The organism is Nitrospinota bacterium, assembly GCA_016217735.1.
Taxonomy (GTDB): Bacteria; Nitrospinota_A; UBA7883; order JACRGQ01; family JACRGQ01; genus JACRGQ01.
This window is the reverse complement of sequence record JACRGQ010000048.1, coordinates 22,151-47,059: the sequence shown is the minus strand read 5'-3', so window position 1 is coordinate 47,059 and position 24,909 is coordinate 22,151. Positions and strand designations below refer to the sequence as shown.

Below are 24,909 nucleotides of genomic sequence, written 5' to 3'. Positions count from 1 at the left end.
TTGTTTTTGCTAACTTGTTAATTTGGGTTTATGGGCGGGAGTGATTTGGGCAACAGCCCGGGAAAGTGTGACCTACCGGGGGGGGAGGGAGGTTGGCGCGGATGGTTTACGCGGCGACCGGCGGGTTCTCATCCGAAGCGAGGGGGAAGCTCAAGACAACCGACGTTCCCGCGCCATCGGTCCGGCTGCCGATTGTGAGCGTGCCACTGTGGTGCTCCATTATAAGTTTGACGATGGTGAGTCCCAGCCCCATGCCGCCGCCGCGGACTTTGTAACGGCCCGTCGAGTGGTGAAGCGGGTTTTCGAGGGAGTAATAGGGGATAAGCACATCCCGCAACTTGTCCGCCGGTATCCCATCCCCTTCGTCGGCCACTTCGATATGAACCAAGCCGCCGCTGATGTGTCTCCGGACGCGGATGGTTTTGCCGTCCGGCGTGAATTTGACGGCGTTGGAAAGCACCTCGTCCAGCGCCTGCTGGATCATTGCGCGGTTTCCCCGCACGGTGGCGTGATGCGGGATGTCCCACATGTCCGCTTCTATCCTGATGTTCCGCCGTTCCCCATCGAGATTGGCCCGCGCGTGTTCCAGCGCCTTGGAAAGGTTGCGGTGGATGGGATCGTATGTAAAACATTTTTCGGCGCCGGTCCAGGCCATGTCCGCGATCAGCGTGGTGGCATTGACGACCCGGTCGAACGACGCCATCGTTTTGAGCAGCGCGCCGCGCACATACTCGATCCGCGCGCCCATGGGGCCGGCGATTTCGATCTCCCTGAGCAGCGTTTCCACCAATCGCAGGTTCGTCAGCGGCGTGCGGAGTTCATGCGAAGCGATGGTGGTGAAATAGGCGTGTGATTTTTGCAAAGTCGCCTCGCGGGTGACATCGCGTTTGACCGCGACGAAGTTCAGGATGGCGCCGGACGCGTCCGTAATGGGGGAGATGGTCATGTCTTCCTCATACAGCGACCCGTCCTTCTTGCGGTTGACGAGCCGTCCGCGCCAGATCAGCCCCGCGTTAACCGCCCGCCAGAGGTCTTCGTAGAAGGCGCGGTCATGGCGGCCGCTTTTGAGAATCCGCGGGTTTTTCCCGCAGACCTCATCGGCGCGGTAGCCGGTGATCAGCTCAAATGCCGGGTTGGCGTATTCGATCAGCCCGTTGGCGCCGGTGATGACCACCGCGTCGCCGGCGTATTTCACGGCGGTTGCCAGCCGCGCGCTTTCGGCTTCGGCTTGCGTCCGGCGGATGTCGGTTTTTTCGAGGAGCTTGGCGGTAACGACGATAATGCCGGTGAAAAACACCATCAACCATGTGGTATGTATCGCTTCTTCGCTGGCGATGTCCAGAAACCCCGCATTCATGCTGGCGGTAACGGCATAGTCGAGGACAGGCATGATGACGATGGACGGAAGGAGCACGCGCCGCGCAAGGACGCCGCCCGCCGTATCGCTTATCAGGATGGCGGTGAGGCCGTTGGCGGGGCGGGCAAACAGGATGGCGGCCGTCAGCGCCAGAAAGCCGATTGTGGCGTGAAAGGCTATCGCCGAGCTTTCGGGAATAAAATGGAGGAAATGGGGAACGCCGTTGATGTGGCCGATGAACGTGAGCAGCGACGTTACCCCGGCCACCAGCAGCGCGGCATGGCCGGGCTGGATTCCGCGCCATGCCCGCGCGTCGACAGCCAGGATGGCCGTACCCGCCAAAACCAGGTTCAGCGCCGCCAGCGGGGAGGGCCGTCCGGGATGCGTGTTAAACAGCGCGCCGGGGCTTTCCGTTATCAACAGTTGGTCGATGCCGATGTTCCATCCCGCAAGGTATTCAACGAGGGTAAGTACCCCTATCAGAATGGCCGTGGAGGAACAGAGGCGCGCCGCCAGGCGGAAGGCCGGATTATGCATTCTTTTTATCTGGATCATCCAGACCGATGCCGCAAGCAAAATGAAACCGGCCGCGAGGTTTACCTTCATGGCCGGCAAACCCGGAAGAATGCTTTTCAGGAACGTGACGTCGAACAGCCATCCCGCGATGACGGAAATTCCGAGGAGCAGGACGGCGATGCCGAGAATTTCCGAGAGGGCCTCGAACAGCCGGGCCAAGCGGGAATTGTCCGCCGCCCCCCCACTGGATGATATGGGGATACTGCCGGTCAAAGGTATCGATTGCGCCATGTTTTGCCCTCGGAAATCTCGGAAATTCGGAAGTCAGCCATTTATGCTATACGCGTTATGACAATTTGTCCATGACCCCAAAGTATCAGCGGGTACATCCTCTCCATCTCCAGGTTCGGCGTGCGGTTTGGAAATGAATTTATCCGATGAACCGCCTGACCCGCGGGAGGAAATCGACCTTGTCGATTTTTTTAGTGATGAAATCATCCGCGCCCAGTTTGAAGACCGTATCCCGTATCTCCATGCCGAATTCGCCGCTGACCGCGATCACCGGAATATCCGCCATGTCGGGACGGCCTTTAACATTTCTTAAAAGTTCAAGCCCGTCCATGACCGGCATCTTGATGTCGGTGATGATCAAATGCGGGCGCACGGCCGCCATCATATCCAGCGCTTCCTCCCCATTTTCCGCCTCGATGATGGTGGCATTCATATCCTTCAGAAGGAGTATTTGCAGATACCGGAAATTCCTGTCGTCGTCCACCAGCAGGATTTTGGGGCTGACGTGCGGCAGCTTCAGGCAGAAGAGGCACCCGTTGCCGGGGGTGCAGTCGACCTCCAGATCCCCTCCGTGCAGCTCAATGATGTCTTTGACCAGCGGCAGGCCGAAACCGGTGCCGATTTCACCGGCGGTTCCCGGCGTGGAGGTTTTTTTATCGTAATCGAAAATATGCTTAAGCAAATCCGGCTGGATGCCCGGGCCGGTATCGCGGACGCAAACGGTTGACGGGCTTTCCGCCGCGAGGGAGATGGTTATCCGGTCGCCGCTTGAGCAGAACTTTATGGCGTTGGTTACGAGGTTTTGGACCGCCTCGGCCAGCAGCGTCTTATCCCCGTAAATGCGGCTGTTTTCCGGTATCGCATTTTCCATTTTAATTCCCTTTTGCCGGGCGAGGTGGGAATAATCGGCGGCCATCTTCGCGCCCAGATATCTGGCGTCGAAGAACTGTTTGTTGAGTTTCAGTTGGCCTGTTTTGAACCTGCTGATGGTCAACAGGTCGTCGATGAGGGAGACCATCTGTCTGCCGGATTCTATTCCCCTGTCCAATATCAGTTTTGCGCCCTCATTTAACGGTTCGGCGCCGTCATGCCGCACCAATTTCAAAAATCCGATCATCGAGGTCAGCGGGGTTTTCAGGTCGTGCGATACCAGCGCGACGAACTTGTCCTTGAGCCGCGTGGCTTCTTCAGCTTTTTCTTTCGCCTCAAGGAGGGCCTGCTCCGCCTCCTTGCGCTCGGTTATATCCTGGATAATGGCGATTACGTACCGCAGCGTTCCGTCTTCCGCCCGCACCGATGAAGCGGTGAGATCGCCCCAGACGATGCCGCCGTTTTTGTGGATGTATCTTTTTTCCAGGTGGAAGAAATCGATTTCGCCGGCGCGCAGTTTTTTAGAAAGAACCAAATTTGGCTCGATGTCGCCGGGATGGGTGATTCCCTTGAAATCGTGCGCCAGCAGTTCCTTTTCGGAGTAGCCGATCATGTCGCAAAATGCCCTGTTGACCTTCATGTATTTGTAATCGGGGCCCAGCACGTTGACGCCCACCTTTGAATAATCGAAGATGCCCCTGAACTGCTCTTCGCTTCCGCGCAGGGCTTCCCCGGATTTTTTGTGTTCCTCTATATGGATAACGAAGGGGCGGTAAATGAAGAAGTACAGCGCGGGCGTGACTAGCAAAACAAGCGTGGAGGCGTCCAGCAATGCTTCCTGAAAAGGCGAGAGCGGCAGAAACCTGTGCAGAAAAAGCATGTAGGCGATTTCGACGGAAAATATCGAGGTGACGACGAGGAATAAAAGCCTCGCCGGCGAAGGGTAAACCGGGCCTGCGGATTCCGCACCGCGCTTTATCCCGGCGGATTGCCGAACATCGTCTTTTTCCCTCATGGGTGCATTTTAGCCCATCTCTTCCTGGTGAAAACAATTTGTTCCAAAACTCCGGTCATCCTGAGGGAGCGTTGGCGACCGAAGGATCTCTTTCCGGAAATAGATTCTTCGCTGCGCTCAGAATGACAAAGCTTTCGCTTACAATGATATGAAGCAGACTCAGGATGCCGTCGATCCCTTGTCATTTGGGGAGTGCGCTTTCATCAGTACCGCCGCCACCGCCGCCCAGAAGAGCGCGGTAACGGCAAGCGGCGCGATGTGGAAGGGGAAGTTCCCCGCCCCGTTGAGCGCGATCACCCAAAAACCGCCGATGGCGCCGGGCAGCAGCGGCGCGTTCGGGCGCGGGAGGGGGTGGCGGCCGCGGCGGAGAAGCGCCGCGCCGTGGCGGTACATCCATAGAAGCAGCAGGAGGCCAAAGGGGAGCGCCGCCAACAGCCCCCCTTCGGCCAGAAGCTGGAGATAGTCGTTGTGCGCCTGGTGCGCGGGGCGGTCCGGCAGGCGCAGGGGAGGGGCGTCGAACCAGACGGCGCGGCGGTATTCCTCGAAGTGCGCGTAAAAAAAGCCCGGCCCCTTGCCGATAAGCGGCGCGCCCCGGAACATCATCAGGCAGGCTTCATTCTGCATCCGCCGTTCGTCCATCGAATGCCGCTTGAGCAGTTTGGTGGTATCGTCCTGCCGGGCATAGGCGGTTGCCGCCACGGCGATAAGCAGCAGCGCCATCGCCCAGCTTGCCGCCAGCTTGGGCGCGGCCGCTTTATTCCCCTCCGCCGGACGGCGCAGGGTGAAGTACAAAAGCATCGCCCCCAGCACCGCGCCAAGCGCCAGAAGGGCGCCGAGGTTTTGCGTGAAGGCTATCGGCGCAAGCAGAAAAATGCCCCGCAATGTCCATGCCACGGTATCGCGCCGTGTGGAGCCAAGCATGAAAAAGGCGTAGGCCAGCGGCACGAACGAGGCGAGAAAAGGGGCCAGCATGTTCGGGCTGTCCATGAAGCCGGCTACCAGATAGCGGCGGTAAATATTGTGAAACGCGGGATCGAGGCTCTGGAAGAACGGGTCGTACCCGGCGTATTGCGCGATGCCCAGCACGCCGTTGAACACCGCGGCAATGATGAACCGCTTCGTCCATTCAAATGCGGTTTCCGCCGTGATGGCGTTGCAAAAGGCGAGGAACAGGATGCCCCCCAGAGCCACGTTAATGACGGCGGAAGGACTGCCGCCGTTCAGCGACAGCGACAGGAGCAGCGCCGCCGCGCCGCAGACGAACAGGATGAAATCGGTTGTGAGGCCGTGCGGGGAGAGGGAACCTCCTTCTTCGCGGGTGATGCGCCCGTGGAGCCAGAGCAGCAATACTCCCGCTCCCGCCAGTTGGAACAGCTCTTCGCGGAAGGCGCGGTATGGCTCGTCCGCCCACGGCACATAGGCGATGGGTGACAGGAGCAACAGCCCTTTGAGCAGCCATTCGCGCAGCCGGATGATGGTCACGCCCCCTCCAGATAATCGGCCAGAAAGCCAAAGTTTTCCCGCCGCAGCGCGTCGATTATCTCGCGCTTCCGGCCGGCGTCGCGCGCGGCGAACGGCGTTTTCAGCGCCGGCCCGTCTCTATCGATGGCGGCCCCCCGCCACCGTTCCGGCGGCACGGTTTTAAAGAATGATTCCAGCAGTTCCGTGACGGCGTTTTTCGGGGCGAACGGCGCGTAACCGGAAAAGTGGTTATACGCAATGATGAGGGGGGGGCCGAGCGCTCCCCGCCCGAAGGCGGCGCGCGCGGCCGCGGGCTGGTACTGGCGCAGATCGTTCCATCCCTCGGCGTCGGCCGCTTTTTGTGACAGGAAAAAGGCGGCGTTGTAAGCCTCCAGCGCGTCGTCGAACCTTCCATCCAGCGCCCGGTTTTGTCCCAGCAGCATCAGGGCGGCGCCATCGGCGCGGATGGCGAGCGCGTTTTTAAGGGCCGCTTCCCCTTCGATCAGCGGCAGCCGCGCATCGGAGCCGGAGGCCGCCATCGCCTCTTTTTGCAGGGCGGCGGCCAGGAAGCGATGCGCCGCGGGGTTGGCGCACGCGTACCGTGATGCCGGGCGCAGCAGTTCCGCCGCGCCGGGATTGTTTCCTTCGTGGAGGCGTTTGCCGCTCTTCAAGTACACTTCGCCCACCTGCCGCTGGAACAGGAAAAACGCGATGCCCGCAAAGGCAAGGGCGAGCGCGGCGGCGGCGATCCGGTTTTTCATCGATCCTTTCATTTCGGTCCGGCCCCCATTCTACCTTAACCGCGGGCGCGCCCGCGCGGGCTTGTTGGCGAACAGGCGGCGGCTATGTTATCGTGTAAAAAAATCTGGCGTTTAAGGGGAAGTATGGCGTTGAACAGGAGCTACAAAAGCCCTTCGCGGTCGGCGGGGTTGGCCCCCGGCGAATTGGTGCATATCGGCGAACAGCACAGCGCCGTCACCGGCATAACCATCTTCGATTTCAACGCCGAGCAGTATACCGAAACGAAGATCGCCTCCGTGGACGATTGCGCGCCGTTCCGCGACGTGCCGACCGTCACCTGGATCAACGTCGTCGGCATTCACGATGTCGAGGTGATTGAAAAGCTCTGCACCGCCTTCGGCCTGCATCCCCTCGTCATCGAAGACATTCTCAACACCAGCCAGCGCCCCAAAGTGGAAGACTACGGCGATTATCTGTACATCGTTCTCAAGACGTTCCAGTTCGATGAAGCCACGGCGGAACTGGGGGCGGAGCAGGTATCGATCATATTGGGGCACGGTTTCGTGATCTCGTTTGAAGAACGCAAAAGCGCGGTGCTGGAGCCGGTGCGCGACCGCATCCGCCGCGACAAAGGGCGCGTGCGGCGGCATGGGCCGGACTACCTGGCGTATACGCTGCTGGACTCCATTGTGGACAGCTATCTGGTGCGCCTTGAGGAACTGGAGGAGGACATGGACCTCCTTGAAGACTCGATAACCGAAGGGGATGCGGGGGATGTTATCGGGCCGTTGCACAGCCTCAAGCAGGCGCTGATCGAAATGCGCAAATCGGTGTGGCCGTTGCGCGACAGCGTGGGGATTGTCGGACGCAGCGGGGGGCAACTGTTCCATGAAGGGACGCGCGTATACCTGCGCGACCTCTACGACCACACCAATCTCGTGATCGACACCATTGAAACGTTCCGCGATACCCTGTCGGGGCTGATGGACATCCACCTCACCAGCATGAGCATCCGGACGAACGAGGTGATGAAGATACTCACCATCATCGCCACCATCTTCATCCCGCTCACCTTTTTGGCGGGGGTGTACGGCATGAACTTTAAACATCTGCCCGAACTGGACTGGCACTACGGCTACGCCACGTTCTGGGCCATCTGTTTCACCGTCACCGGGGTGATGCTCTACTATTTCCGCAAAAACCGCTGGCTGTAAACGCGGACGCAAAACGGTTTTATCGGCCCCCGTATTCTGGTATGGTAAGGGGCTATGAAAAAGCGGATTAGCGGCAATGAACTGCGGAAGCTGTTCATCGATTACTTCGTCTCGAAACAGCACCGGCTGGTGCGCAGCTCCAACCTCGTCCCGTCGGCCGACCCGACGCTGCTGTTCACCAATTCGGGCATGGTCCAGTTCAAGGACCTGTTCATCGGCAAGGAAACGCGCGACTACACCCGCGCCGTAACCTCGCAAAAGTGCCTGCGCGTTTCGGGCAAGCACAACGACCTCGAAGAGGTGGGCCGCACCCGCCGCCACAACACGTTCTTCGAGATGCTGGGGAACTTTTCCTTCGGCGATTACTTCAAGGAAGACGCCATCGCGTTCGCGTGGGAATTCTTCGTCGACGTGCTGAAAATTCCGGCGGACAAGCTGTGGATCACCGTATACGAGAAAGACGACGAGGCCGGCAAAATCTGGCAAAAAATCGCCGGCGTGCCGCAAGACCGCATCGTCGCGCTGGGGGAAAAAGACAACTTCTGGAGCATGGGACCCACCGGCCCCTGCGGCCCGTGCAGCGAAATACACATCGATAACGGCCCCGCCAAAGGGTGCGGCCGCCCGGAGTGCAACGTGGCCTGCCACTGCGACCGCTACGAAGAGATATGGAACCTCGTCTTCATGCAGTACAACCGCGCCGCCGACGGCGGCATGACGCCGCTGGCAAAACCCTGCATCGATACCGGCATGGGGCTGGAGCGGCTTGCCTCGGTTTTGCAGGACGTCGATTCCAATTTCGATACCGACCTTATCCGCCCAGTGATCGCCCGCGCCGAAGACGTGCTGGGCAAACAGTACGGCCTCAACCGCGAGAGCGATATCTCGTTCCGCGTCATCGGCGATCACACGCGGGCCGCCGCGTTCCTCATCACCGAAGGCATTCTGCCCAGCAACGACGACCGCGGCTATGTGCTGCGCCGCCTGATGCGCCGCGCCATGCGCCACGGCAAGATGCTGGGGGCGTCCGAACCGTTCCTCTACCAGGTCATCGGCTCGGTGATCGACAACTTCAAGGAGACCTATCCCGAACTGCGCGAGGCGGAAGGGACGATGGCGAAAATCATCAAGAGCGAAGAGGAGCGCTTCGGGCGGACGCTTGAAACCGGCCTGAAGATACTGCACGACATCATCGACAGCGCCCGCGCCAAGAAGAGCGCGTATGTGGACGGCAAAGAGATATTCAAGCTGTACGACACCTATGGCTTTCCGCTTGATCTCGCGGGGGACGTGATACACGACGCCGGCCTCGGATTCAACAAGGCGGAGTTCGACGCCGAGCTGGGAAGCCAGCGCGAGCAGGCACGCAAGGGGGCCAAACACGCCGCCGCCGAAACGCCCGCCAAGTACAAGGGGCTGGATACCGAAAAGACCGTCTTCACCGGTTACGCCTCGGCGGAAGAAGACGCCGTGGTGAAAGTCTTGATAAAAGGGGACGCCCGCGCCGACCGCTTGGCGAAAGGGGACAAAGGCGAGATCATCCTCGATAAGACCCCGTTCTACGCCGAATCGGGCGGCCAGATGGGGGATCGCGGCGTCATCGAGGCCGACAGCGGCATGGCCCGCGTGATCGATACCCGGAAGGCGCTCGACATGACCGCGCACGTTGTGGAGGTGATGGACGGCGAATTCAAGGCCGGGCAGCGCGTCCACGCGAAGCTGTATGGCGACGAGCGGGCCGCCACCCGGCGCAACCATACCGCCACGCACATGCTGCAGGCCGCCCTGCGGCAGGTGCTGGGCGAGCACGTCAAGCAGTCCGGCTCGGCGGTGAACCACGAGCGGCTCCGCTTCGACTTCTCGCACTACACAGCCACCACGCACGAAGAGTTGCGCGAAGTCGAGAACATCGTGAACCGGATGATACGGGAAGACCTGCCGGTCGCCACCGTGGAGATGGATGTGGAAAAGGCGATGGACGGCGGGGCGACCGCGCTGTTCGGCGAAAAGTACGGCGCGTCCGTGCGCGTGGTGGAAATGCCCGGCTTCTCGAAAGAACTCTGCGGCGGCACGCACGCCGCCAGCGCCGGCCAGATCGGCGTGTTTAAAATCATTGCCGAAACCGGCGTCGCCGCCGGCATCCGCCGCATCGAGGCGGTCACCGGCGAAAAGGCGTTCGAGTATTTCGCCGAGTTGGAAGCGAAGCTGAAAGAAGTATCCGGCATGGTGAAGTGCCGCCCCGAAGACGCGCCCGACCGGGTGCAAAAACTGCTCGACAAGGGCAAGGAACTGGAAAAAACCGTCAAGAAGCTGCAAAACGAAAAAGCGCGCGGCGGCGCCGGGGGCGAAGCGGCCGGCGAAGAGCGCGAGGTTAAAGGGGTCAAGGTGCGGTTCCGCAATTTTGGCGAGATGGACGGCGGCTCGCTGCGCGAACTGGTGGACGAGATGAAAGTGAAAATCGGCTCCGGCGTTATCGCCGCGGGCTGCGTGAGCGGCGGCAAGGCGGCGATCTGCATCGGCGTCACCAAAGACCTCGTGGGCAAGCTGCAGGCCGGGGCCATCGTGAAAGAAGCGGCCGCCATCACCGGCGGCGGCGGCGGGGGACGGCCCGATATGGCGCAGGCGGGCGGCCCGGACGGAACCAAGCTGGACGACGCGCTTCGCGCCGTCTCCGGCATCGTGGAAAAAATGCTCGGCTGACGATGGAATGCCTCATCGTCTTCGCCAAGGCCCCGGTGGCGGGTGAGGTGAAGACGAGGCTTGCGGCCACCGCGCCGCTTTCGCCCGAAGACGTTTGCGCGCTCTATGAAGCGTTTCTCAACGATGTCCTCCAATGCGCCGCCAACAGCCGCGCGGGCAAAATTTTCCTGAATTACACGCCCGCCTCCGCCGGGCAACGGATGGCCGCCATCGCGCAAAGATATTTTGCCGCCGGCCGCCTCGTCATGATGCCGCAGGCGGAAGGCGTCTTTTCAGAGCGGATCGCCGCCTCTTTCGCCACGGCGGAAAAAATGGGGGCCGCGCGGCTGGTGATGATCGGCAGCGACAGCCCACATCTGCAAAGCCGCATAGTGGACGCCGCGTTCGCCACGCTGCACGGGAACGGCGCGGCGCTCGGCCCCTCCGGCGAAGGGGGTTTGTATCTCATCGGATTGCGCGCGGGCATACGCCCCGATTGGGAAAAAGTTTTTGGCGGCGGGGCGGAACTTGTGAACCTCTGCCGCGAGATAGTGCGTCTCGGCGGCACGGTGAATTTACTGGAAGAACTCACCGACGTGGATGTGGCAACTGATTTGGTCACGGCCGCGGCGTTGATTGAAGCAATGGCGCTGGCGGAGCGGCGGGGGGAGTTTCCCCAATATACGGCGGACGAATTGAAACGGCTAAAATTGACGATTGGCCGTAACGGCGGCACCCGTGATAAAGTTTTAACAAGGGATGGCTAAAAAAGCGGTGGTGCTCCTTTCCGGCGGCGCGGATAGCGCCACGGCGCTGGCGTGCGCCCGGCGCGACGGCTTCGAGCCGTGCGCGCTCACCATCGACTACGGGCAGCGCCACCGCGCCGAGCTGGCGATGGCCGCGAAACAGGCGGCCCGTTTCGACGCCAGGCATCTGCTGCTGAACGCCGACCTGCGGCCTATCGGCGGCTCGGCCCTCACCGCCGATATCGATGTGCCCGCCGGGCGTTCGGCGGGGGAAATGGCGGATGGCATCCCGGTCACCTACGTTCCCGCGCGCAACACCATCTTCCTCGCGCTCGCGCTCGGCTGGGCCGAAAGCCTTGGCGCGGGCGATATCTACATCGGCGTCAACGCGCTGGACTACAGCGGCTATCCCGACTGCCGTCCGGAGTACATAGAGGCGTTCGAGAAGATGGCGCGGCTGGCGACCAAGATGGGGGTGGAAGGAAAGACGGCGATAAAAATCCACACGCCGCTCATCGGCCTCACCAAGGCGGAAATATTCCAGTTGGGGGACGCATTGGAAGTCGATTTCAGCCTGACGCACAGCTGCTACTCCCCCGCGCCGGACGGCAAAGCGTGCGGCCGGTGTGATAGCTGCCTGATCCGCCTCAAGGGGTTCAAAGAGGCGGGCATCGAAGACCCGCTTGACTACGCGGTGGGGAAATGATCGGCGTCCTGCTCACCAGCACTTGCTGGTATGAGGGGATCACGAAAGAGGTTTTCGGCGCGCGCGTGGAAGAACTGGTGAACTGCATCCTCAGCGTCAAGCGGCATGTCCGCCAGCCGTATGAGCTGATAATCGCCGATAACTCGCCGCCCGACAAGATTCCGACCGAGAAGATTCTGGGGTTTTGCCCGGAGCGGACGCTTTTTCTCCGCGGCACCGTCAACCCCGGCAAGAACGCGGGGGAGGCCACGCTGGTGCGCGACGGGCTGCACCTTTCGCACGCGCGGGGGCACCGCCACTGTTTCAAGCTTACCGGCCGGTACTTTGTCGACGGCGATTTTATGATCGATGACGGCGTTGCCGCGCTGGAAAAAAGCGGGCGGAAGATGCTGGCGAAGCTGTTGGGGAGGCCGATGCGCGATTCCAAGGATGCCGTTGGCCACCCGCTGTACGCGCAAAACAAGGATAACGGCAACTACCTGATGGGGGCCGCCACGCAGTGCTTCATCGCCGACCCCGCGTGGATCGTGCAAAGCGGGGCGTTCCAAAAAGAATATCTCTACCGCGAAATACCGTGGGTGAACTATGAGCAGACGTTTTGGCACTGCCTTGACCACGCGCAGATACTTCACTGGCCGCAGTTGCCCATTGGCGGCTTTGTGGGAAACCGCGGGATGGGGATACCGGTTCAACTGCTGTTGCAAGGCGCGGGGAGCGCGCAGTTTGAGCAGTTCGCAACGCCTGCCGATATTCCCGCCGTCGATATCTCATCGCTGCTGAAGGGGTGAACAATGCCGAAACCGCCATGCCGGGTATGTAACAGGGCATCGGAGGTTTTTTACCGGGATGCCCGCACGTTTTACCGCTGCGGCAACTGTTCGCTCATTTTTACCAACGAAACCGCGCCGCCTCCTGAACAGGAGAAACATTACAAATCGCAGTGGGGAAACCAGCAGTCCGAGTTTTGGAAAGAACAGGCGGAGGCGATTCTGCAAATCATCCGGCGGTATCACGAGCCGCGCCACATCCTCGATTTCGGCGCGGGCAGCGGCGCGCTCACCGATGAATTACGCAAGCGGGGGCTGGATTGCACACCGCTGGAGCCGATGCTGCACGGGTTCCTGAAAGATCAAAAATATTTCCATAAATTCGATGTGATCGTCGGCGTGGAAGTCATCGAGCACCTGCCGAACCTGTGGGATGAGTTGCGCGAGATGGAAAAAGTTCTCGCCCCCGGCGGCATCATGCTCTTCACCACGCTGTTGACCGAGGCCTTTATCAACGCGCCCGACGCCGCCGCGCGGTTCAAGGAGTGGTGGTATAAGGACGACCAGACGCACGTTACGTTCTTCGGCTACCGCTCGCTGGAGGTGTTGGGCGATATCGCCGGTTACGATGTGGACGTTGTTGTCGACAAAGTGATCGTATTTAAAAAGAAGAGCGGAAATCTATTCGTAGCGTAGCGCTTCCCGGTTTTGTCATTCTGAGTGCAACGAAGAATCCCTGGTCGGGGTAGGTGCGACTTCAGTCGCACAATCGGCCCGTAGGGCCGATCTCTCTCTTGGCGCTTCGCGCCAATGTGCGACTGAAGTCGCACCTACCCGGAAAGATATCCCTCGCCTGCGGCTCAGGATGACAAGCGCGAGGCATCATTCGTAGCGTAGCGCTTCGGCGGGGTCGAGGCGGCTGGCGTTCCACGCGGGGTAGACCGCCGAGAGGGCGCTGATGGCGAGCGCGCTGGCGGAAATCAACAGGAAGTCCATCGGGTCCATCGTTACCGCCAGCGTTTTTGCGCTGTAGATGTCCGACGGGATTTTGATGAACTGGTATTTTTGCAGCGCGATGCAAAGTCCGTAGCCCAGGACGTTCCCCGCCACGGTTCCCATCAGGCCGATCAGGAATCCTTCCATGAAAAAGATGCGCATGATCATCCGGCGCGTGGCTCCCATCGATTTCAGGATGGCGATGTCGCGCCCTTTTTCCATCACCACCATGATCATCGTGCTGACGATGTTGAACGCCGCCACGAACACGATGAGCACGAGGATGATGAAGATCGCGGTTTTTTCCAGTTTAAGCGCGTAAAAAAGATTTTGGTTCATCTCCATCCAGTCGCGGGCGTAATAGGGGAGACCGAGGCTTTTTTCCAGTTGGCGGGCGATATCGGCGGCGGCGTAGATGTCGTCCACTTTCACCTCCACGCCCGATACCCGGTCCGGCATGTTCATGAATTCCTGCGCGGCGGCCAGCGATACCACCACCATGCCGCTGTCGTACTGGTACATCCCGGAGTGGAATGTTCCCGCCACGCGGAACTTTTCGATCTTCGGCGCCATCCCCATCGGCGTCATCCGCCCTTTGGGGCTGATGAGGTTCACCGAGTCCCCCGGCATCACGCCGAGCGTGTGGGCCAGCGCGTCTCCCAGTATCACGCCGCTGCGGGTGAACTCGCCATCGGCGTAGTGCGTGGTGAGCGCCGTTTTCATGTCGCCGTCCCGCATATAGCGGCGCAGGTCGGTAACTTCCGCTTCCGCCGTTGGATCGACGCCGCGCAGCACCGCCCCCGCCGAGCGGGCGTCGGAAGAGGCCAGCATTTCGCCGTAGATGTACGGCGCGGCGGCCTTCACGCGGGGGTTTTCTTTGACTTTTTTGACCACCGCTTCGTGATCCTTTATGTTCGATTCGAACGAGTTGAGGATGACGATGTGGGAGTAGGTGCCGAGGATTTTGTCGCGCAGTTCGTTCTGCATGCCGGTCATGACGGATATGACGACGATGAGCGCCATCACCCCCACGGCGATGCCGCCGACGGAAATCCAGGTGATGAGGGAGATAAAGGCCTGCCGCCGCTTCGCCTTGAGGTAGCGCAGGCTCATGAACAGTTCAAACATCATATCGCGCAATCATACCGCATGCGGGGGGCGTGGGGGAAATGGGGGGGGATGAGCGGTGGGTACACAATTTATTGTGTACATTGGCGCGTCAGCGCCAAGAGGTTTCGGCCCGCGGGGCCGATGTACACAATAAATTGTGTACCCACCCGGGAAAAAACGGCGGACTACTTGCGGATGGCGTTGCGGATTTTCAGCCGCAGCGCGTTGAGCCGGATGAAGCCGGTGGCGTCGGAGTGCTGGTAGGTGCCGCCCGCCTCGAAGGTGGCGACCTTTTCGGCGTAGAGCGAGTTCTTGCTCCTGCGCCCCATCACGGTGACGTTCCCCTTGTAGAGCTTCAGCCGCACGTCGCCGTTAACCACGCTTGCCGCGTCGTCGAACAGGCGCTGGAGCATTTCGCGCTCGGGGCTGAACCAGAAGCCGAAGTAGATCATCCGCGCGTAGCGCGGCATCAGTTCGCGCCGGATGGCGCCGATCTCGGCGTCCTGCGTGATGGCGGTAAGCGCCACCCGCGCCTCGTGCAGGATGGTGCCGCCGGGGGTTTCGTACACGCCGCGGCTCTTCATGCCGGTAACGCGGTTTTCCACCACGTCGGCGCGGCCGATGCCGTTCCTGCCGCCGATGGCGTTGAGCCTGTCGATGATCTGGTAGGGCGAATATTTCACGCCGTCGATGCTCACTGGATTGCCGTTCTTGAAACCGATCTCGATATAGGCGGGCTTGTTGGGGGCTTTTTCGGGACTTACCGTCAGCAGGAACATATCCTCTTTATATGCGTTCCACGGGTCTTCCAGCACGCCCCCTTCGTAGGAGATGTGAAAGAGGTTGCGGTCGCTGCTGTACGGCTTCGCCGCGGTGACCGGCACCGGGATGCCGTGTTTCTTCGCGTAGGCCAGCAGCTCGGTGCGCGAGCTCAAATCCCATTCGCGCCACGGGGCCACCACTTTCAGTTGCGGGGCCAGCGCGGCGTAGGTGAGCTCGAAGCGTACCTGATCGTTCCCTTTGCCGGTCGCGCCGTGCGCCACGGCATTGGCATTTTCCTTCAGGGCGATACGCACCTGTTCCTTGGCGATGAGCGGGCGGGCGATGGAGGTGCCCAGCAGGTAGCGTTCTTCGTAGATCGCGCCCGCGCGCAGCATCGGGAAGATGAAGTCTTTGGCGAATTCCTCGCGCAGGTCGCTGATGAGGCACTTCAACGCGCCGGTCCGCTTGGCCTTGGCGGGAACGCCCCCCAGCTCTTCCTTCTGGCCGATGTCGGCGGCGAACGCCACCACATCGTAACCGCGCTCTTCCTTGAGCCACTTCAGGATGACGGAGGTATCAAGCCCCCCGGAATAGGCGAGAACAACTTTTTCAGCCATCGGTCATGTATCTCCCACAAATAGTTTGAGCACCGCCTTTTGGGCGTGCAGTTTGTACTCGGCTTGGTCGAAGACCACGGATTGCGGGCCGTCGATCACGTCGGCGGCGATCTCTTCGCCCCGGTGGGCCGGCAGGCAGTGCATCACGATGCAGCCGGACGCCGCCTTTTTCAGCAGCGCTTGGTCGATGATGTATCCCGCGAAATCATTGCGGCGTTTTTTTGTTTCGGCTTCCTGCCCCATGCTCACCCATACGTCGGTGTAGAGCGCGTCGGCGTTTTTGGCGGCTTCGGCCGGTTTGCCGGTCAGCGTCAGCTTCGCGCCTGTTTTCTTGGCGATGTCCAGCGCGGTCTTCCAAACGTCCTCGGCGGGGCGGTAATTTTTCGGCGTTGCCACCGCCACCGAAACGCCGAGCAACGCGCCGCCCAGAATGAGCGAGTGCGCCACGTTGTTGCCGTCGCCGATGTAGGCCAAGGTCAGCCCCTTGAGCGTTTTTTTATTGTCCAGCAGCGTCGCGTAGTCGGCGATGGCCTGGCAGGGGTGGTATTTGTCGGTCAGCGCGTTGATGACCGGGATGCTGGCGTACTGGGCCAGCGCTTCCACGTCGTCCTGCGCGAAGGTGCGCACCACCAGCCCGTCCAGATAGCGGCTCATCACCTTGGCGGTGTCGTGATGCGTTTCGCCGCGCGTGAGTTGTATTTCGTCCGGACGGAGGTTCACCACATGCCCGCCGAGCTGGTACATTCCCGCCTCGAAGGCGGTGCGGGTGCGGGTGGAGCTTTTGGTGAAAATCAGCCCGATGGTTTTGCCCGTCAGCGGTTTTTTGCCATCCGGCTTTTTTTTCATCTTCACCGCTTCGTTCACCAGATGGCGCACGGTCTCCGGGGTGTGGTCGGAAAGCTTCAGGAAGTCTTTGTGCATAGCACTTCCCCCAAAATCCTGATGGCCTTGTCCATTTCCTTTTGCGTCACGTTCAGCGCGGGAACCATCCGCAGCACGTTATCGCCCGCGCCGATGATGAGCAGCCCCTTGGCCCGGCAGGCGGCGATGACGGGGGCGGCCGGCTGATCCAGCTCTATGCCGATCATCAGGCCCATGCCGCGCACTTCCCTGATGGTGGGGGCGATGGTTTTAAGCTGGTTCAGCCGTTTGAAGACGTGGCGGCTTGTCTTCGCAACGTGCGCGAGCAGCTTTTTTTGTTTGATGGAGTCCATCACCGCCAGCGCCGCCGTGCAGGCGAGCGGGTTGCCGCCGAAGGTGGATGCGTGCGTGCCGGGGCCGAAGTGGGCCATGATTTCCGGCTTCGCCAGCATCACGCCGATGGGAAAGCCGCCCCCCAGCCCCTTGGCCAGCGTCATGATGTCCGGCGCCACGCCGTAGTGCTGGTAGCCGAACCATTTGCCGGTGCGGCCAAAGCCGGTTTGCACTTCGTCGAATATCAGCAGTATTCCTTCCCTGTCGCAAAGTTGCCGCGCCTGTTTCACGAAGGCTTTGTCCGCTGCGCGCACGCCCCCTTCGCCTTGCAGCACTTCCATGATGATGGCGGCGGTCTTTGGGGTGATTGCCTTTTCGAGCGCGGCGAAATCGTTGTAGGCAACGTGGGAGAATCCCGGCACCAGCGGCGCGAACCCGTTTTGGTATTTCGTTTGGCCGGTGGCGGAAAGCGCGCCGTAGGTCCGCCCGTGGAACGAGCCGAGCATCGAGATGATCTCGAAGCGCCCCGTCTGTTTGTCGTGGTGGTATTTGCGCGCAAGCTTGAGGGCCGATTCCACCGCTTCCGCGCCGCTGTTCACGAAGAGCGCCTGCGAGGGGAAGGCCAGCTTCGTCAGTTCGCGCGCCAACAGCCCCTGCGGCAGCGTGTAGAAGAGGTTGCTGGTGTGCATCAGCTTCGCGGCCTGCTTGAGCGCTTTCACCACCGCCTGCGGCGCGTGGCCGATGGCGTTCACGGCGATGCCCGCCGCCATGTCGAGGTATTTTTTCCCTTCGGGGTCGGTCACTTCGGAGCCTTTGCCGGAGAGTATCGCCAGCGGCACCCGCCCGTAGTTGGGGGCCACATGTTTTTTGTACAGCGCCAGTATCTCTTTTGTTTTCACGCGTAAATCCTATACTAAAAACGGCGGGGTTGGGGGGGTTAATTTCATGGTGCCGCGGGATTCATCCCGCGGTTGTCCCCCTAGGGGGCAAGCCTTCTTGGCCCTCGCGGGCCAACAACAGAATGCGGTTTTTCGACCATTTCCGCCGCAGATTGAATTGCCAATCCCGCGGCTCCTTAATTCCGTTGTACCGGATCACGCCAGGCGGGCGTGCTCTATTTTTATGCAGAGGTTCTGCACCACGTCGATGCCGGCATCTTTTATTTTTTGCGCCGCGTCGTTGTTCACCACGCCCAACTGGAACCAGACGGCTTTGGGACGGAGCTTCAGCGCGACGATTTCATCCGCCAACGCGGGCAGGGCGGACGGATTGCGGAACACGTCCACCACATCGACGGCGAAAGGGATGTCGGCCAGCGCGGCGTAGCATTTTTCCCCCAGGATTTCGTCCGCCTGGGGGTTAACCGGAATGACGGTGTAGCCGTGGTTCTTGAGGTAGGCGGCCACGCGGTAGCTGTCGCGCTCTTCCTTCTTGGAGATGCCGACCACCGCCACGGTTTTGCTTTGCGTGACGATTTTTTTGACGAGGGCCGCGTCCGGGGGGAATGCGGGGCGTTCGCAGGCATCGTGTTCCACGCTCATTTTCCTTTCTTCTCCAGGGCGGCGATCTCATGCTTGACGCCGCGCCGCACTTCCTTGGCCATGGAGGCGGGCATGCGGGGGGTGCTCACCCTGAATATCTCGATGGTCTTCTTCAGGGTGTTGAGCACCGCCATGCATGCCTTGCAGCCGGCGAGATGGTTCTCAAGGCTTTTCCTGCCGGAGCCCTTGAGATCGTCATCCACATACTCCGACATGCCGGTAAGGGTTTTTTTGCAGTTTCCTTTTCCCCCATGATGGTGGTGCCCGTTTTTTCCCACGTCCGCTCCGTTCCCGGGTTTCAACGCGGCATCTCGTCCAGCATCGCTTCCAGCCGGTCTTTAATGTCGAGCTTCTGTTTTTTCAATACATGCATTTTGTTTTCGAGATCCGGGCCGAGGTAGGCTGCCTTTTTCAGCTTTTCCACCTCGCGTTTGAGTTCCTTGTGTTCGTTCGTCAGTTGCCGGAATGCGCTGTTGTGTTCGTACAGGTGCGTGAAGCGCGGGTCTTTTTCGAGAGAGCACAGCATGATTCATCCCTCCGGTAAAAAGTTGAGGTTTTTTTCCGCGGCGCTTTGCTGGACGTAGTTGGGCACGGCCCGCAATGTTTCCATCGCCGCGCCCGCCGCCAGCAGCTCACCGGCGCGCAACGCCGCGCCGGCGGCCACGGAAACGTTTAATGCCGCCGTATCCGGCCAGCCGTCGCCCACGCGCGGGCCGGTTTCATGGGCAATGGCCGCCCGGGGGGAGAAGGTGTCCGGGGTAATGCGCGTGAGGCCGTCGCCGCCGGCGTCGAACAGGGCGTGGTATACCTTGCCGCCACCGGCGTCCAGCGCGGCCGCGATGCGTCCCCGCGTACGCGCGGCGCTGGCGGCCGCTTCCAGCGAGCTGACCCCCGCAACCGGCACTCCCGCCGCCAGCGAGATTCCCTCCGCGGTGGCAAGGCCGATACGGATGCCGGTGAACGAGCCGGGACCGGCCGCCACGGCGATGGCGTCCAGTTCATTCAAGGCCATACCGTGCCGCGCCAGCAGGGTTTCGATCATGCCGAGCATCTGGCGGGAAAAGGAGGCGGCGGCATCCGATGATATTTCCCCCACCACGGTTTCCCCGTCAACTATCGCCACGCTTCCCAGGCGGGAAGAGGTGTCCACCCCCAATATTCTCATCAACTGAATTTTACCATATGAACGGGAAACGGTGGGGGAAGGTTAGCGGGATACTTGGGCCGCCTTGAGGGTTTTGAGGTATTCGACGAACGGGCAGCCCGCGCAGGCGGCCGGCGCGGCATGGCAAAAATCCTTATAGACCTGCAGCAGCGCCTGCTGATGGCACACCGACCGGGGAGCGAATACGGTATCGCGCCCCAGCACCGTTTTACGCATGAAATCGAGCACGGCGCTGGAAGAGGGGATCGGCAGCGCATGGTAAAAAAGCACCAGCCGCTGTTCCAGGTCGAGATCGTTTCCGGCGCGCGACACCGCCAGCAGAAACGGGATGATGCAGTCGACGGCGATGGAGACCGCCTTGTCGGCGCCCACCAGCTTTTTGGGATTTTTGGACGGTTTTGCGAAGGCGTAGCGGCGGTCCCAAAACGGATCGGTTATGCCGGTGAATGTTTCTATTATGCCACGGGCGAATTCCCGCGCCCGCGCCGCCGAAGCGTCGAGCGGCAGCGCGGCAAAGCGGCGTTGCAGCGCATCGGCCCCGGTATCCGCCGCCACCAGCGCCGCCAGCGCGGCGATACGCCGTTGCGGAAAGTTCGCCGGGCGGCAGCGGGCCAGCGGCCAATCGTCCGGGCCGAAAATCGGCGTGACCGGCGGCAGCGCCACCGCCATCATCAGCGCCGCCTGCGCGGCGGCTTCCGCGTCCGCCCCGTCGTGCAGGAGCGGAAACCCCGCCACGCGGAGGAGCGCCGCCCGCGCAGAGACGGCGGGGGGGATGGCGGGATTTTGGGCGATGATTTCCAGCAGCCGGGCGCGCGGCATTGCCCGCGCCACGGCCCCGAACTGGCGGTTGAAGGCGGCGTAACCAAGCGTTTCGAACAGCAGTTCGTAAAAGACCTGTTCCGGCTCCGCGCGGGCGAGGCGGGCGATGACGCGGTTGCTTTTGATCAGGGCGCGGCCGTCGCCGATGATGTTGAAGAGTTCGGCGGGGGTGCGCGGCCCCAGTTTTTGCAGATGGGCGGTGCAGGGGGGATTGAAGGGACGGCCCGTGAGCGGGGCATGCACCACCTCCAGTTCCCGGTGCAGTTCGTCCAGCGGGTGGCGCAGGTGCAGGCCGATCTCCAGTTCGTGGAGCGTTCTTCCCCGGCGGGTGGTGGCGGGCGGGGTGTTTTCGCCCCGCTCCATGAAGACGTGCAGCGCCGTGTGATTGTAGAGCGGCGAGAGGTGGTGCTTGTGCTCGAACCACTCGCGGGCGTGTTTGTGTATCTCCACGTCGCCGTGAAGCCGGTGGCCGCCTATCGAGATGTCGGCGTTCTTGAAATCCGGCCCCGCGCCGGTGTTATAGCGTCCGGCCGAGTGTACGGTGACCGGCAGGCCCGCCACGGTTTTGAGGCAGCCTCCGTCATAGAGGCTGTTGCGCCAGACGAGTTGGATCAGGTTTTCGGTGAATTTTCCCTGTGCGATGGCGTAAGCGGCGGGGGTTTCGGCCACCATACCGTCGTGGCCGAAGCGTTCGATGTATTCGCGGCTAAAGCGCACGGGCTATGCCGATGGCTCCGGCGGCGGCGCGGGCTGCTGTCCGTCTTTTTTGGGGCCGGTCTGCAGATGCGGATCGAATATCAGCAGTTGTTCCGGCGCGCAGCGGAAAAAGCGGCAGAGGCGTTCCATGTTCTCGGTGGAGGTGTTGCACCCTTTGGGCGATGCGATGCGCGCCAGCGTTTGGCGCGAGATGCCGGTGTAGCGCGAGAGGAGATCGAAGGTGAGCTTGCGGCCATGCTCCACCTCAAGCTTCGCCATCATCTCTTTGAGCCTGAACTTGATCATTGGAAGGTGATGTTAGTCCAGCCGGGCGCGGGAATCAAGGGGCGGCCAAAAACAAAAAAACCGGTTCAGGGTTTTTTTTCCGCCGGGCAGGTGTTCAAACCGAGAATGGCGTACAGCGGGCAATATCCGGCGAGGCCGGTGAGCAACGGGCCGATGCCGATCCACCCCCACGGGGTTTGCGGCCCCGCAAACACCAGCGCGATGAGGCCAAGCCCCATGACCACGCGCATGCCGCGATCCACGCCGCCGCAATTGCATTTCATACCGTAATTCCCTCCCCGCGCCGTTTTTTAAAAATCATCCAGGCATTAATAGTATAATTTAGGATAGTGGAAGCGATGTATAAAACATTAAACGCGGACGCGGCCAAAGAGAAGGATTTCGAGGCGGTTCACCGCTTCAAGGCGGGCGACGTTAAAGCCTTCGACGAGCTGGTTGTCCGCTACGAAGGCAAAATGTACGGCTTCCTGATGCGGATGTGCGGCTGCGCCGACAACGCCAAGGACGTCGTGCAGGAGACCTTCATGACCGCCTACCGCTACCTCGGCGGTTTCCGCGGCGACGCGTCGTTCAAGACGTGGCTCTACCGGATCGCCAGCACCTCCTGCCTGAAGAACAAGCGCCGCCGCAAGAATGAGCCAGCGCGGCACGTTTCGCTGGACGATCTCATCCCCGGCGAAGCCGAAGTGAAGGGGCTGGCGGAGAGTTCGTGGCCCACCACGCCGGCGGAGGATCTGCTCAACCGCGAACTTGCCGATCACATCCAGACCTCGCTGCTGGAGTTGCCGGAAAAGTACCGCATCGTCTTCGTGCTGCGCGACGTGGAAGGTTTCTCCGCCGAGGAGGCCGCCCGCACGCTCAAGATCAGCGTGCCGGCGGTGAAATCGCGCCTGCACCGCGCGCGCCTTTTCCTGCGCAAGGAGCTTTCCGCCTACTATTTGGGCGGGCAGGCAAAAAAAGAGCGCACCGGAAAAAAAAACGCCCCCAACCGGAATTGACACGCCACTTATACGCATGGCGGACGTAACCGGGCATTACAAAGACCTCCTTGCCGGGGTTTACACCTGGCTCTACGGCGGCGCCACTATCATCGCGGAGAAATGACGGTGATCCGCCGCTTCCCCCGTGTCGTTTTTTCGGGTTATAATGCAGCCCGAACCAACGATTCAACCAAGGGGCGATTATGTACGTGAAGTGGGACGATAGTTACAGTACCGGGGTCGAGTTGTTCGACAACCAGCACAAGGGGCTTTTCAGGCTTCTCAACGACCTGCACGACGGTATCCGCGAAAAAAAGAACCGCGAAGCGCTGGGAGTGGCTCTGAGCGGATTAATGGAATACACCAAGACCCACTTTGTCGACGAAGAAAACGCCATGCAGGCCGCCAACTACCCCGATTTTGCCAACCATAAGAACCAGCATGTCGATTTCATCATGCAGGTGACCGAGATTCAGGTCCGTTACCGGAGCGGCGATCCGGTGATGACGATGGAACTGGTCGGCCTGCTGGTGCAGTGGCTGAAAAACCACATACAGACGGTTGACCGCGCGTATGGCCCCCACCTGAAATCCAGCGGCGCGTAGCGCCCGCTTTATCGTGAATAAAGCGGCGCAGCGGCCATTTCCGGCACCGCGAAAAAACCGGCGGGATTGGGAGGTTCCGACGCCGTTGCGCGGCATCCCTGGCAAATGGGATGCATCGCCGCTTCCTTCCTGAGCCCCCGCCGGACTTCCCGGTAGCGCGGCGCATTCAGTATTTCCATTACCGGCGTTTCCAAAATGTTTCCGGCGCTTTCCACATAGTGGCAACCGCACATTTGCATGTTGCCGTTGCTGCCGATGTCCATGATCCGCCAGGGAAAACGGCACGCGGCGTCGTCCACCACCCCGTCGACGGTCATCGCCATTTCCCGGGACAGCGTCATGCGGATGCCAAGCCCGGCCGCCAACAGCCGCGCATGCGACACGGTATCGCGCGTTTTCCCCTGGTGAAAATAGAGGGAATCCGCCGGATCCATAAATCCGGTGATGAAGCAGTAGCTGACATCGATGATATCCACCCCCCATCCGGCGGCCAAACGCACCAGCGCCGGCAGCTCGTGGATATTTTTGTTCGAGGCGGTGAATTGAATCTGTATGACCGGCAATTTTTTGCCGGATTCGCTCCGCAGCCGCACCACCGTCTTCAGGTTGCCGGCAACTTTGTCATAATCGGCTCCCCGCCGGATATCCTCAAACACCTCTTTGCTGGCGCCGTCGAACGAAATCGCCATCACGTCAAGCCCCGCATCGACAAGCGCGCGCGCCCGTTGTTCCCGCATCAGCGTTCCGTTAGTGACGATGATGACCGTCAACCCGTCTTTTTTGCCCAGCCGGACATACTCCTCGAGGTGATGGTTCAAAAATACTTCGCCATACACGCCGAACGATACGGCGCGGACGTACGGGAACAGCAACTCGCGCATCAGGCCGAAGAGTTTGGGCGAAAGGGGAACGCTTTGCTTGGAAAAAAAGCCATCGCCCCGATCCTTGAACAACGGGTACGCCAGAAGGTTTTCGGGGGGGAAACCTTTAAAGAGGGTGGCGAATTCCCCTTTTGGCACCACATTGAACTGATGCACGCAGGTGGCGCACTTGATGTTGCATAGATTATGCACCTCCATCTTTAAAAAGCCCGGCACCGAACGGACGGTAACGGACATCGCGGCAGCCTCCAGATCCTCCAGCATGGCATTGTAATGCCTTTTTTCCGGCGCATCGGCGGCGGCAAGAAATCCGTATACGATATCCGGCAACGCCGCGATGAGCGCCGGATAATCGTTCGCGGCCCCGCCCAGGCGTGCCGCAATTTTTTCAGCCAGCGCCGCGTCGTAACGGGAGTTGATTTTAAGGGAGAGTCCCTCCGGTTCGTTCGTTGTGACAAGGCGGCAGTTGCGCTTGTCGTTCAGCATCTCCCGATAGAAGGCCGCCGGGCTGGTTCCGCCCTTGGCGAACGTCTCCAACGTGAACACTTCCGGCACCACCCCGGCCGGATAGCCGCCAGCGCGGGAAAAACAGGCGGCGACGGCGGCGCGGTGCCGCACGACCAGTTCATCGGCAAGGCGGGGATCGATGAAAGGGGCATTGCCCGTCACGCGCACCGCCACACCGGCGTTAAACGCCCGCCCGGCGGCGATCAGCCGTTGAAGCGGGTCATCCGGCCCGAAGAATATTTTCACGCCGTGCCGTTCCGCCGCTTGCCGCAACGGTTCGCGTTCGCTCCGCTCCGATGCGGCAAGCACAATGCCATCGAGCGTTTTCATACGCTTAAGCGCGGTGATAATACGGTTGAGAACCATC

General features: G+C 60.9%; 24 protein-coding genes. 8 read left to right on the top strand and 16 right to left on the bottom strand.

What is annotated here, in order from left to right; all coding sequences use genetic code 11:
- Positions 1–106 precede the first annotated feature (106 nt).
- The 4 genes from HZA03_08195 to HZA03_08180 all read right to left on the bottom strand — a co-directional run bounded on the left by HZA03_08195 (position 107) and on the right by HZA03_08180 (position 6,283).
- On the bottom strand, positions 107–2,092 hold the full coding sequence (locus HZA03_08195) for a PAS domain S-box protein (protein MBI5637933.1): 1,986 nt from the start codon (positions 2,090–2,092) through the stop codon (positions 107–109).
- 211 nt (positions 2,093–2,303) lie between these two features.
- Positions 2,304–4,049, bottom strand: a complete 1,746-nt coding sequence (locus tag HZA03_08190; GenBank protein ID MBI5637932.1) for a PAS domain S-box protein — start codon at positions 4,047–4,049, stop codon at positions 2,304–2,306.
- Between the two features lie 159 nt (positions 4,050–4,208).
- Complete coding sequence (locus tag HZA03_08185) at positions 4,209–5,531, bottom strand: O-antigen ligase family protein (GenBank protein MBI5637931.1); 1,323 nt, start codon at positions 5,529–5,531, stop codon at positions 4,209–4,211.
- Positions 5,528–6,283, bottom strand: a complete 756-nt coding sequence (locus tag HZA03_08180) for a hypothetical protein (protein MBI5637930.1) — start codon at positions 6,281–6,283, stop codon at positions 5,528–5,530. The genes HZA03_08185 and HZA03_08180 overlap by 4 nt, the downstream gene beginning before the upstream one ends.
- A 111-nt stretch (positions 6,284–6,394) precedes the next feature.
- Here HZA03_08180 and corA point away from each other — a divergent pair, with 111 nt between their 5' ends.
- The 6 genes from corA to HZA03_08150 all read left to right on the top strand — a co-directional run bounded on the left by corA (position 6,395) and on the right by HZA03_08150 (position 13,059).
- Positions 6,395–7,465, top strand: a complete 1,071-nt coding sequence (gene corA, locus HZA03_08175) for a magnesium/cobalt transporter CorA (protein ID MBI5637929.1) — start codon at positions 6,395–6,397, stop codon at positions 7,463–7,465.
- 66 nt (positions 7,466–7,531) lie between these two features.
- On the top strand, positions 7,532–10,165 hold the full coding sequence (gene alaS, locus HZA03_08170; GenBank protein ID MBI5637928.1) for an alanine--tRNA ligase: 2,634 nt from the start codon (positions 7,532–7,534) through the stop codon (positions 10,163–10,165).
- Positions 10,166–10,167: 2 nt separating this feature from the next.
- Positions 10,168–10,911: a glycosyltransferase gene (locus HZA03_08165; protein ID MBI5637927.1), complete on the top strand. Its 744-nt coding sequence runs from the start codon at positions 10,168–10,170 to the stop codon at positions 10,909–10,911.
- Complete coding sequence (gene queC / locus HZA03_08160) at positions 10,904–11,596, top strand: 7-cyano-7-deazaguanine synthase QueC (GenBank protein MBI5637926.1); 693 nt, start codon at positions 10,904–10,906, stop codon at positions 11,594–11,596. The genes HZA03_08165 and queC overlap by 8 nt, the downstream gene beginning before the upstream one ends.
- Positions 11,593–12,384, top strand: a complete 792-nt coding sequence (locus tag HZA03_08155; GenBank protein ID MBI5637925.1) for a hypothetical protein — start codon at positions 11,593–11,595, stop codon at positions 12,382–12,384. Before queC ends, HZA03_08155 begins: the two co-directional genes overlap by 4 nt.
- Before the next feature lie 3 nt (positions 12,385–12,387).
- Positions 12,388–13,059: a class I SAM-dependent methyltransferase gene (locus HZA03_08150; GenBank protein MBI5637924.1), complete on the top strand. Its 672-nt coding sequence runs from the start codon at positions 12,388–12,390 to the stop codon at positions 13,057–13,059.
- A gap of 186 nt (positions 13,060–13,245) precedes the next feature.
- Here HZA03_08150 and HZA03_08145 read toward each other — a convergent pair whose 3' ends face one another.
- The 11 genes from HZA03_08145 to HZA03_08095 form a co-directional block, all read right to left on the bottom strand.
- A complete protein-coding gene (locus HZA03_08145) occupies positions 13,246–14,490 on the bottom strand; it encodes a lipoprotein-releasing ABC transporter permease subunit (GenBank protein MBI5637923.1) in 1,245 nt (414 codons plus the stop codon).
- A gap of 164 nt (positions 14,491–14,654) precedes the next feature.
- Complete coding sequence (locus tag HZA03_08140; protein MBI5637922.1) at positions 14,655–15,848, bottom strand: argininosuccinate synthase; 1,194 nt, start codon at positions 15,846–15,848, stop codon at positions 14,655–14,657.
- Positions 15,849–15,851: 3 nt separating this feature from the next.
- On the bottom strand, positions 15,852–16,769 hold the full coding sequence (gene argF / locus HZA03_08135; GenBank protein MBI5637921.1) for an ornithine carbamoyltransferase: 918 nt from the start codon (positions 16,767–16,769) through the stop codon (positions 15,852–15,854).
- Entirely contained in the window at positions 16,751–17,941 is a 1,191-nt protein-coding gene (locus tag HZA03_08130) for an aspartate aminotransferase family protein (GenBank protein ID MBI5637920.1), read from the bottom strand. The genes argF and HZA03_08130 overlap by 19 nt, the downstream gene beginning before the upstream one ends.
- Before the next feature lie 195 nt (positions 17,942–18,136).
- Positions 18,137–18,583 carry a CoA-binding protein gene (locus tag HZA03_08125; GenBank protein MBI5637919.1) on the bottom strand — a complete coding sequence of 149 codons (447 nt, stop codon included), beginning with the start codon at positions 18,581–18,583 and terminating at the stop codon, positions 18,137–18,139.
- Positions 18,580–18,861: a zf-HC2 domain-containing protein gene (locus HZA03_08120; GenBank protein ID MBI5637918.1), complete on the bottom strand. Its 282-nt coding sequence runs from the start codon at positions 18,859–18,861 to the stop codon at positions 18,580–18,582. Before HZA03_08120 ends, HZA03_08125 begins: the two co-directional genes overlap by 4 nt.
- Before the next feature lie 20 nt (positions 18,862–18,881).
- Complete coding sequence (locus tag HZA03_08115; GenBank protein ID MBI5637917.1) at positions 18,882–19,109, bottom strand: YdcH family protein; 228 nt, start codon at positions 19,107–19,109, stop codon at positions 18,882–18,884.
- A gap of 3 nt (positions 19,110–19,112) precedes the next feature.
- Positions 19,113–19,748, bottom strand: coding sequence for a tRNA (adenosine(37)-N6)-threonylcarbamoyltransferase complex dimerization subunit type 1 TsaB (tsaB, locus tag HZA03_08110; protein MBI5637916.1), 636 nt, complete (start codon positions 19,746–19,748; stop codon positions 19,113–19,115).
- A 42-nt stretch (positions 19,749–19,790) separates the two neighbouring features.
- Positions 19,791–21,284, bottom strand: a complete 1,494-nt coding sequence (locus HZA03_08105) for a DUF2851 family protein (protein MBI5637915.1) — start codon at positions 21,282–21,284, stop codon at positions 19,791–19,793.
- 3 nt (positions 21,285–21,287) lie between these two features.
- A complete protein-coding gene (locus HZA03_08100; protein MBI5637914.1) occupies positions 21,288–21,569 on the bottom strand; it encodes a helix-turn-helix domain-containing protein in 282 nt (93 codons plus the stop codon).
- Positions 21,570–21,634: 65 nt separating this feature from the next.
- A complete protein-coding gene (locus tag HZA03_08095) occupies positions 21,635–21,832 on the bottom strand; it encodes a DUF2892 domain-containing protein (protein ID MBI5637913.1) in 198 nt (65 codons plus the stop codon).
- Between the two features lie 66 nt (positions 21,833–21,898).
- Here HZA03_08095 and HZA03_08090 point away from each other — a divergent pair, with 66 nt between their 5' ends.
- Both HZA03_08090 and HZA03_08085 read left to right on the top strand, forming a co-directional pair.
- Positions 21,899–22,567, top strand: coding sequence for a sigma-70 family RNA polymerase sigma factor (locus tag HZA03_08090; protein MBI5637912.1), 669 nt, complete (start codon positions 21,899–21,901; stop codon positions 22,565–22,567).
- 185 nt (positions 22,568–22,752) lie between these two features.
- Positions 22,753–23,154: a hemerythrin family protein gene (locus tag HZA03_08085; GenBank protein ID MBI5637911.1), complete on the top strand. Its 402-nt coding sequence runs from the start codon at positions 22,753–22,755 to the stop codon at positions 23,152–23,154.
- 8 nt (positions 23,155–23,162) lie between these two features.
- Here the strand turns inward: HZA03_08085 and HZA03_08080 are convergent, their stop codons facing one another.
- On the bottom strand, positions 23,163–24,872 hold the full coding sequence (locus HZA03_08080; GenBank protein ID MBI5637910.1) for a radical SAM protein: 1,710 nt from the start codon (positions 24,870–24,872) through the stop codon (positions 23,163–23,165).
- Between the last annotated feature and the right edge of the window lie 37 nt (positions 24,873–24,909).

Coding starts and splice junctions, on each gene's coding strand:
- HZA03_08190 (MBI5637932.1), bottom strand. CDS start 4,049: ATGAGGGAAAAAGACGATGTTCGGCAATCCGCCGGGATAAAGCGCGGT.
- HZA03_08180 (MBI5637930.1), bottom strand. CDS start 6,283: ATGAAAGGATCGATGAAAAACCGGATCGCCGCCGCCGCGCTCGCCCTT.
- corA (MBI5637929.1), top strand. CDS start 6,395: ATGGCGTTGAACAGGAGCTACAAAAGCCCTTCGCGGTCGGCGGGGTTG.
- HZA03_08165 (MBI5637927.1), top strand. CDS start 10,168: ATGGAATGCCTCATCGTCTTCGCCAAGGCCCCGGTGGCGGGTGAGGTG.
- queC (MBI5637926.1), top strand. CDS start 10,904: ATGGCTAAAAAAGCGGTGGTGCTCCTTTCCGGCGGCGCGGATAGCGCC.
- HZA03_08155 (MBI5637925.1), top strand. CDS start 11,593: ATGATCGGCGTCCTGCTCACCAGCACTTGCTGGTATGAGGGGATCACG.
- HZA03_08150 (MBI5637924.1), top strand. CDS start 12,388: ATGCCGAAACCGCCATGCCGGGTATGTAACAGGGCATCGGAGGTTTTT.
- HZA03_08145 (MBI5637923.1), bottom strand. CDS start 14,490: ATGATGTTTGAACTGTTCATGAGCCTGCGCTACCTCAAGGCGAAGCGG.
- HZA03_08140 (MBI5637922.1), bottom strand. CDS start 15,848: ATGGCTGAAAAAGTTGTTCTCGCCTATTCCGGGGGGCTTGATACCTCC.
- argF (MBI5637921.1), bottom strand. CDS start 16,769: ATGCACAAAGACTTCCTGAAGCTTTCCGACCACACCCCGGAGACCGTG.
- HZA03_08125 (MBI5637919.1), bottom strand. CDS start 18,583: ATGAGCGTGGAACACGATGCCTGCGAACGCCCCGCATTCCCCCCGGAC.
- HZA03_08115 (MBI5637917.1), bottom strand. CDS start 19,109: ATGCTGTGCTCTCTCGAAAAAGACCCGCGCTTCACGCACCTGTACGAA.
- tsaB (MBI5637916.1), bottom strand. CDS start 19,748: ATGAGAATATTGGGGGTGGACACCTCTTCCCGCCTGGGAAGCGTGGCG.
- HZA03_08100 (MBI5637914.1), bottom strand. CDS start 21,569: ATGATCAAGTTCAGGCTCAAAGAGATGATGGCGAAGCTTGAGGTGGAG.
- HZA03_08095 (MBI5637913.1), bottom strand. CDS start 21,832: ATGAAATGCAATTGCGGCGGCGTGGATCGCGGCATGCGCGTGGTCATG.
- HZA03_08085 (MBI5637911.1), top strand. CDS start 22,753: ATGTACGTGAAGTGGGACGATAGTTACAGTACCGGGGTCGAGTTGTTC.
- HZA03_08080 (MBI5637910.1), bottom strand. CDS start 24,872: ATGAAAACGCTCGATGGCATTGTGCTTGCCGCATCGGAGCGGAGCGAA.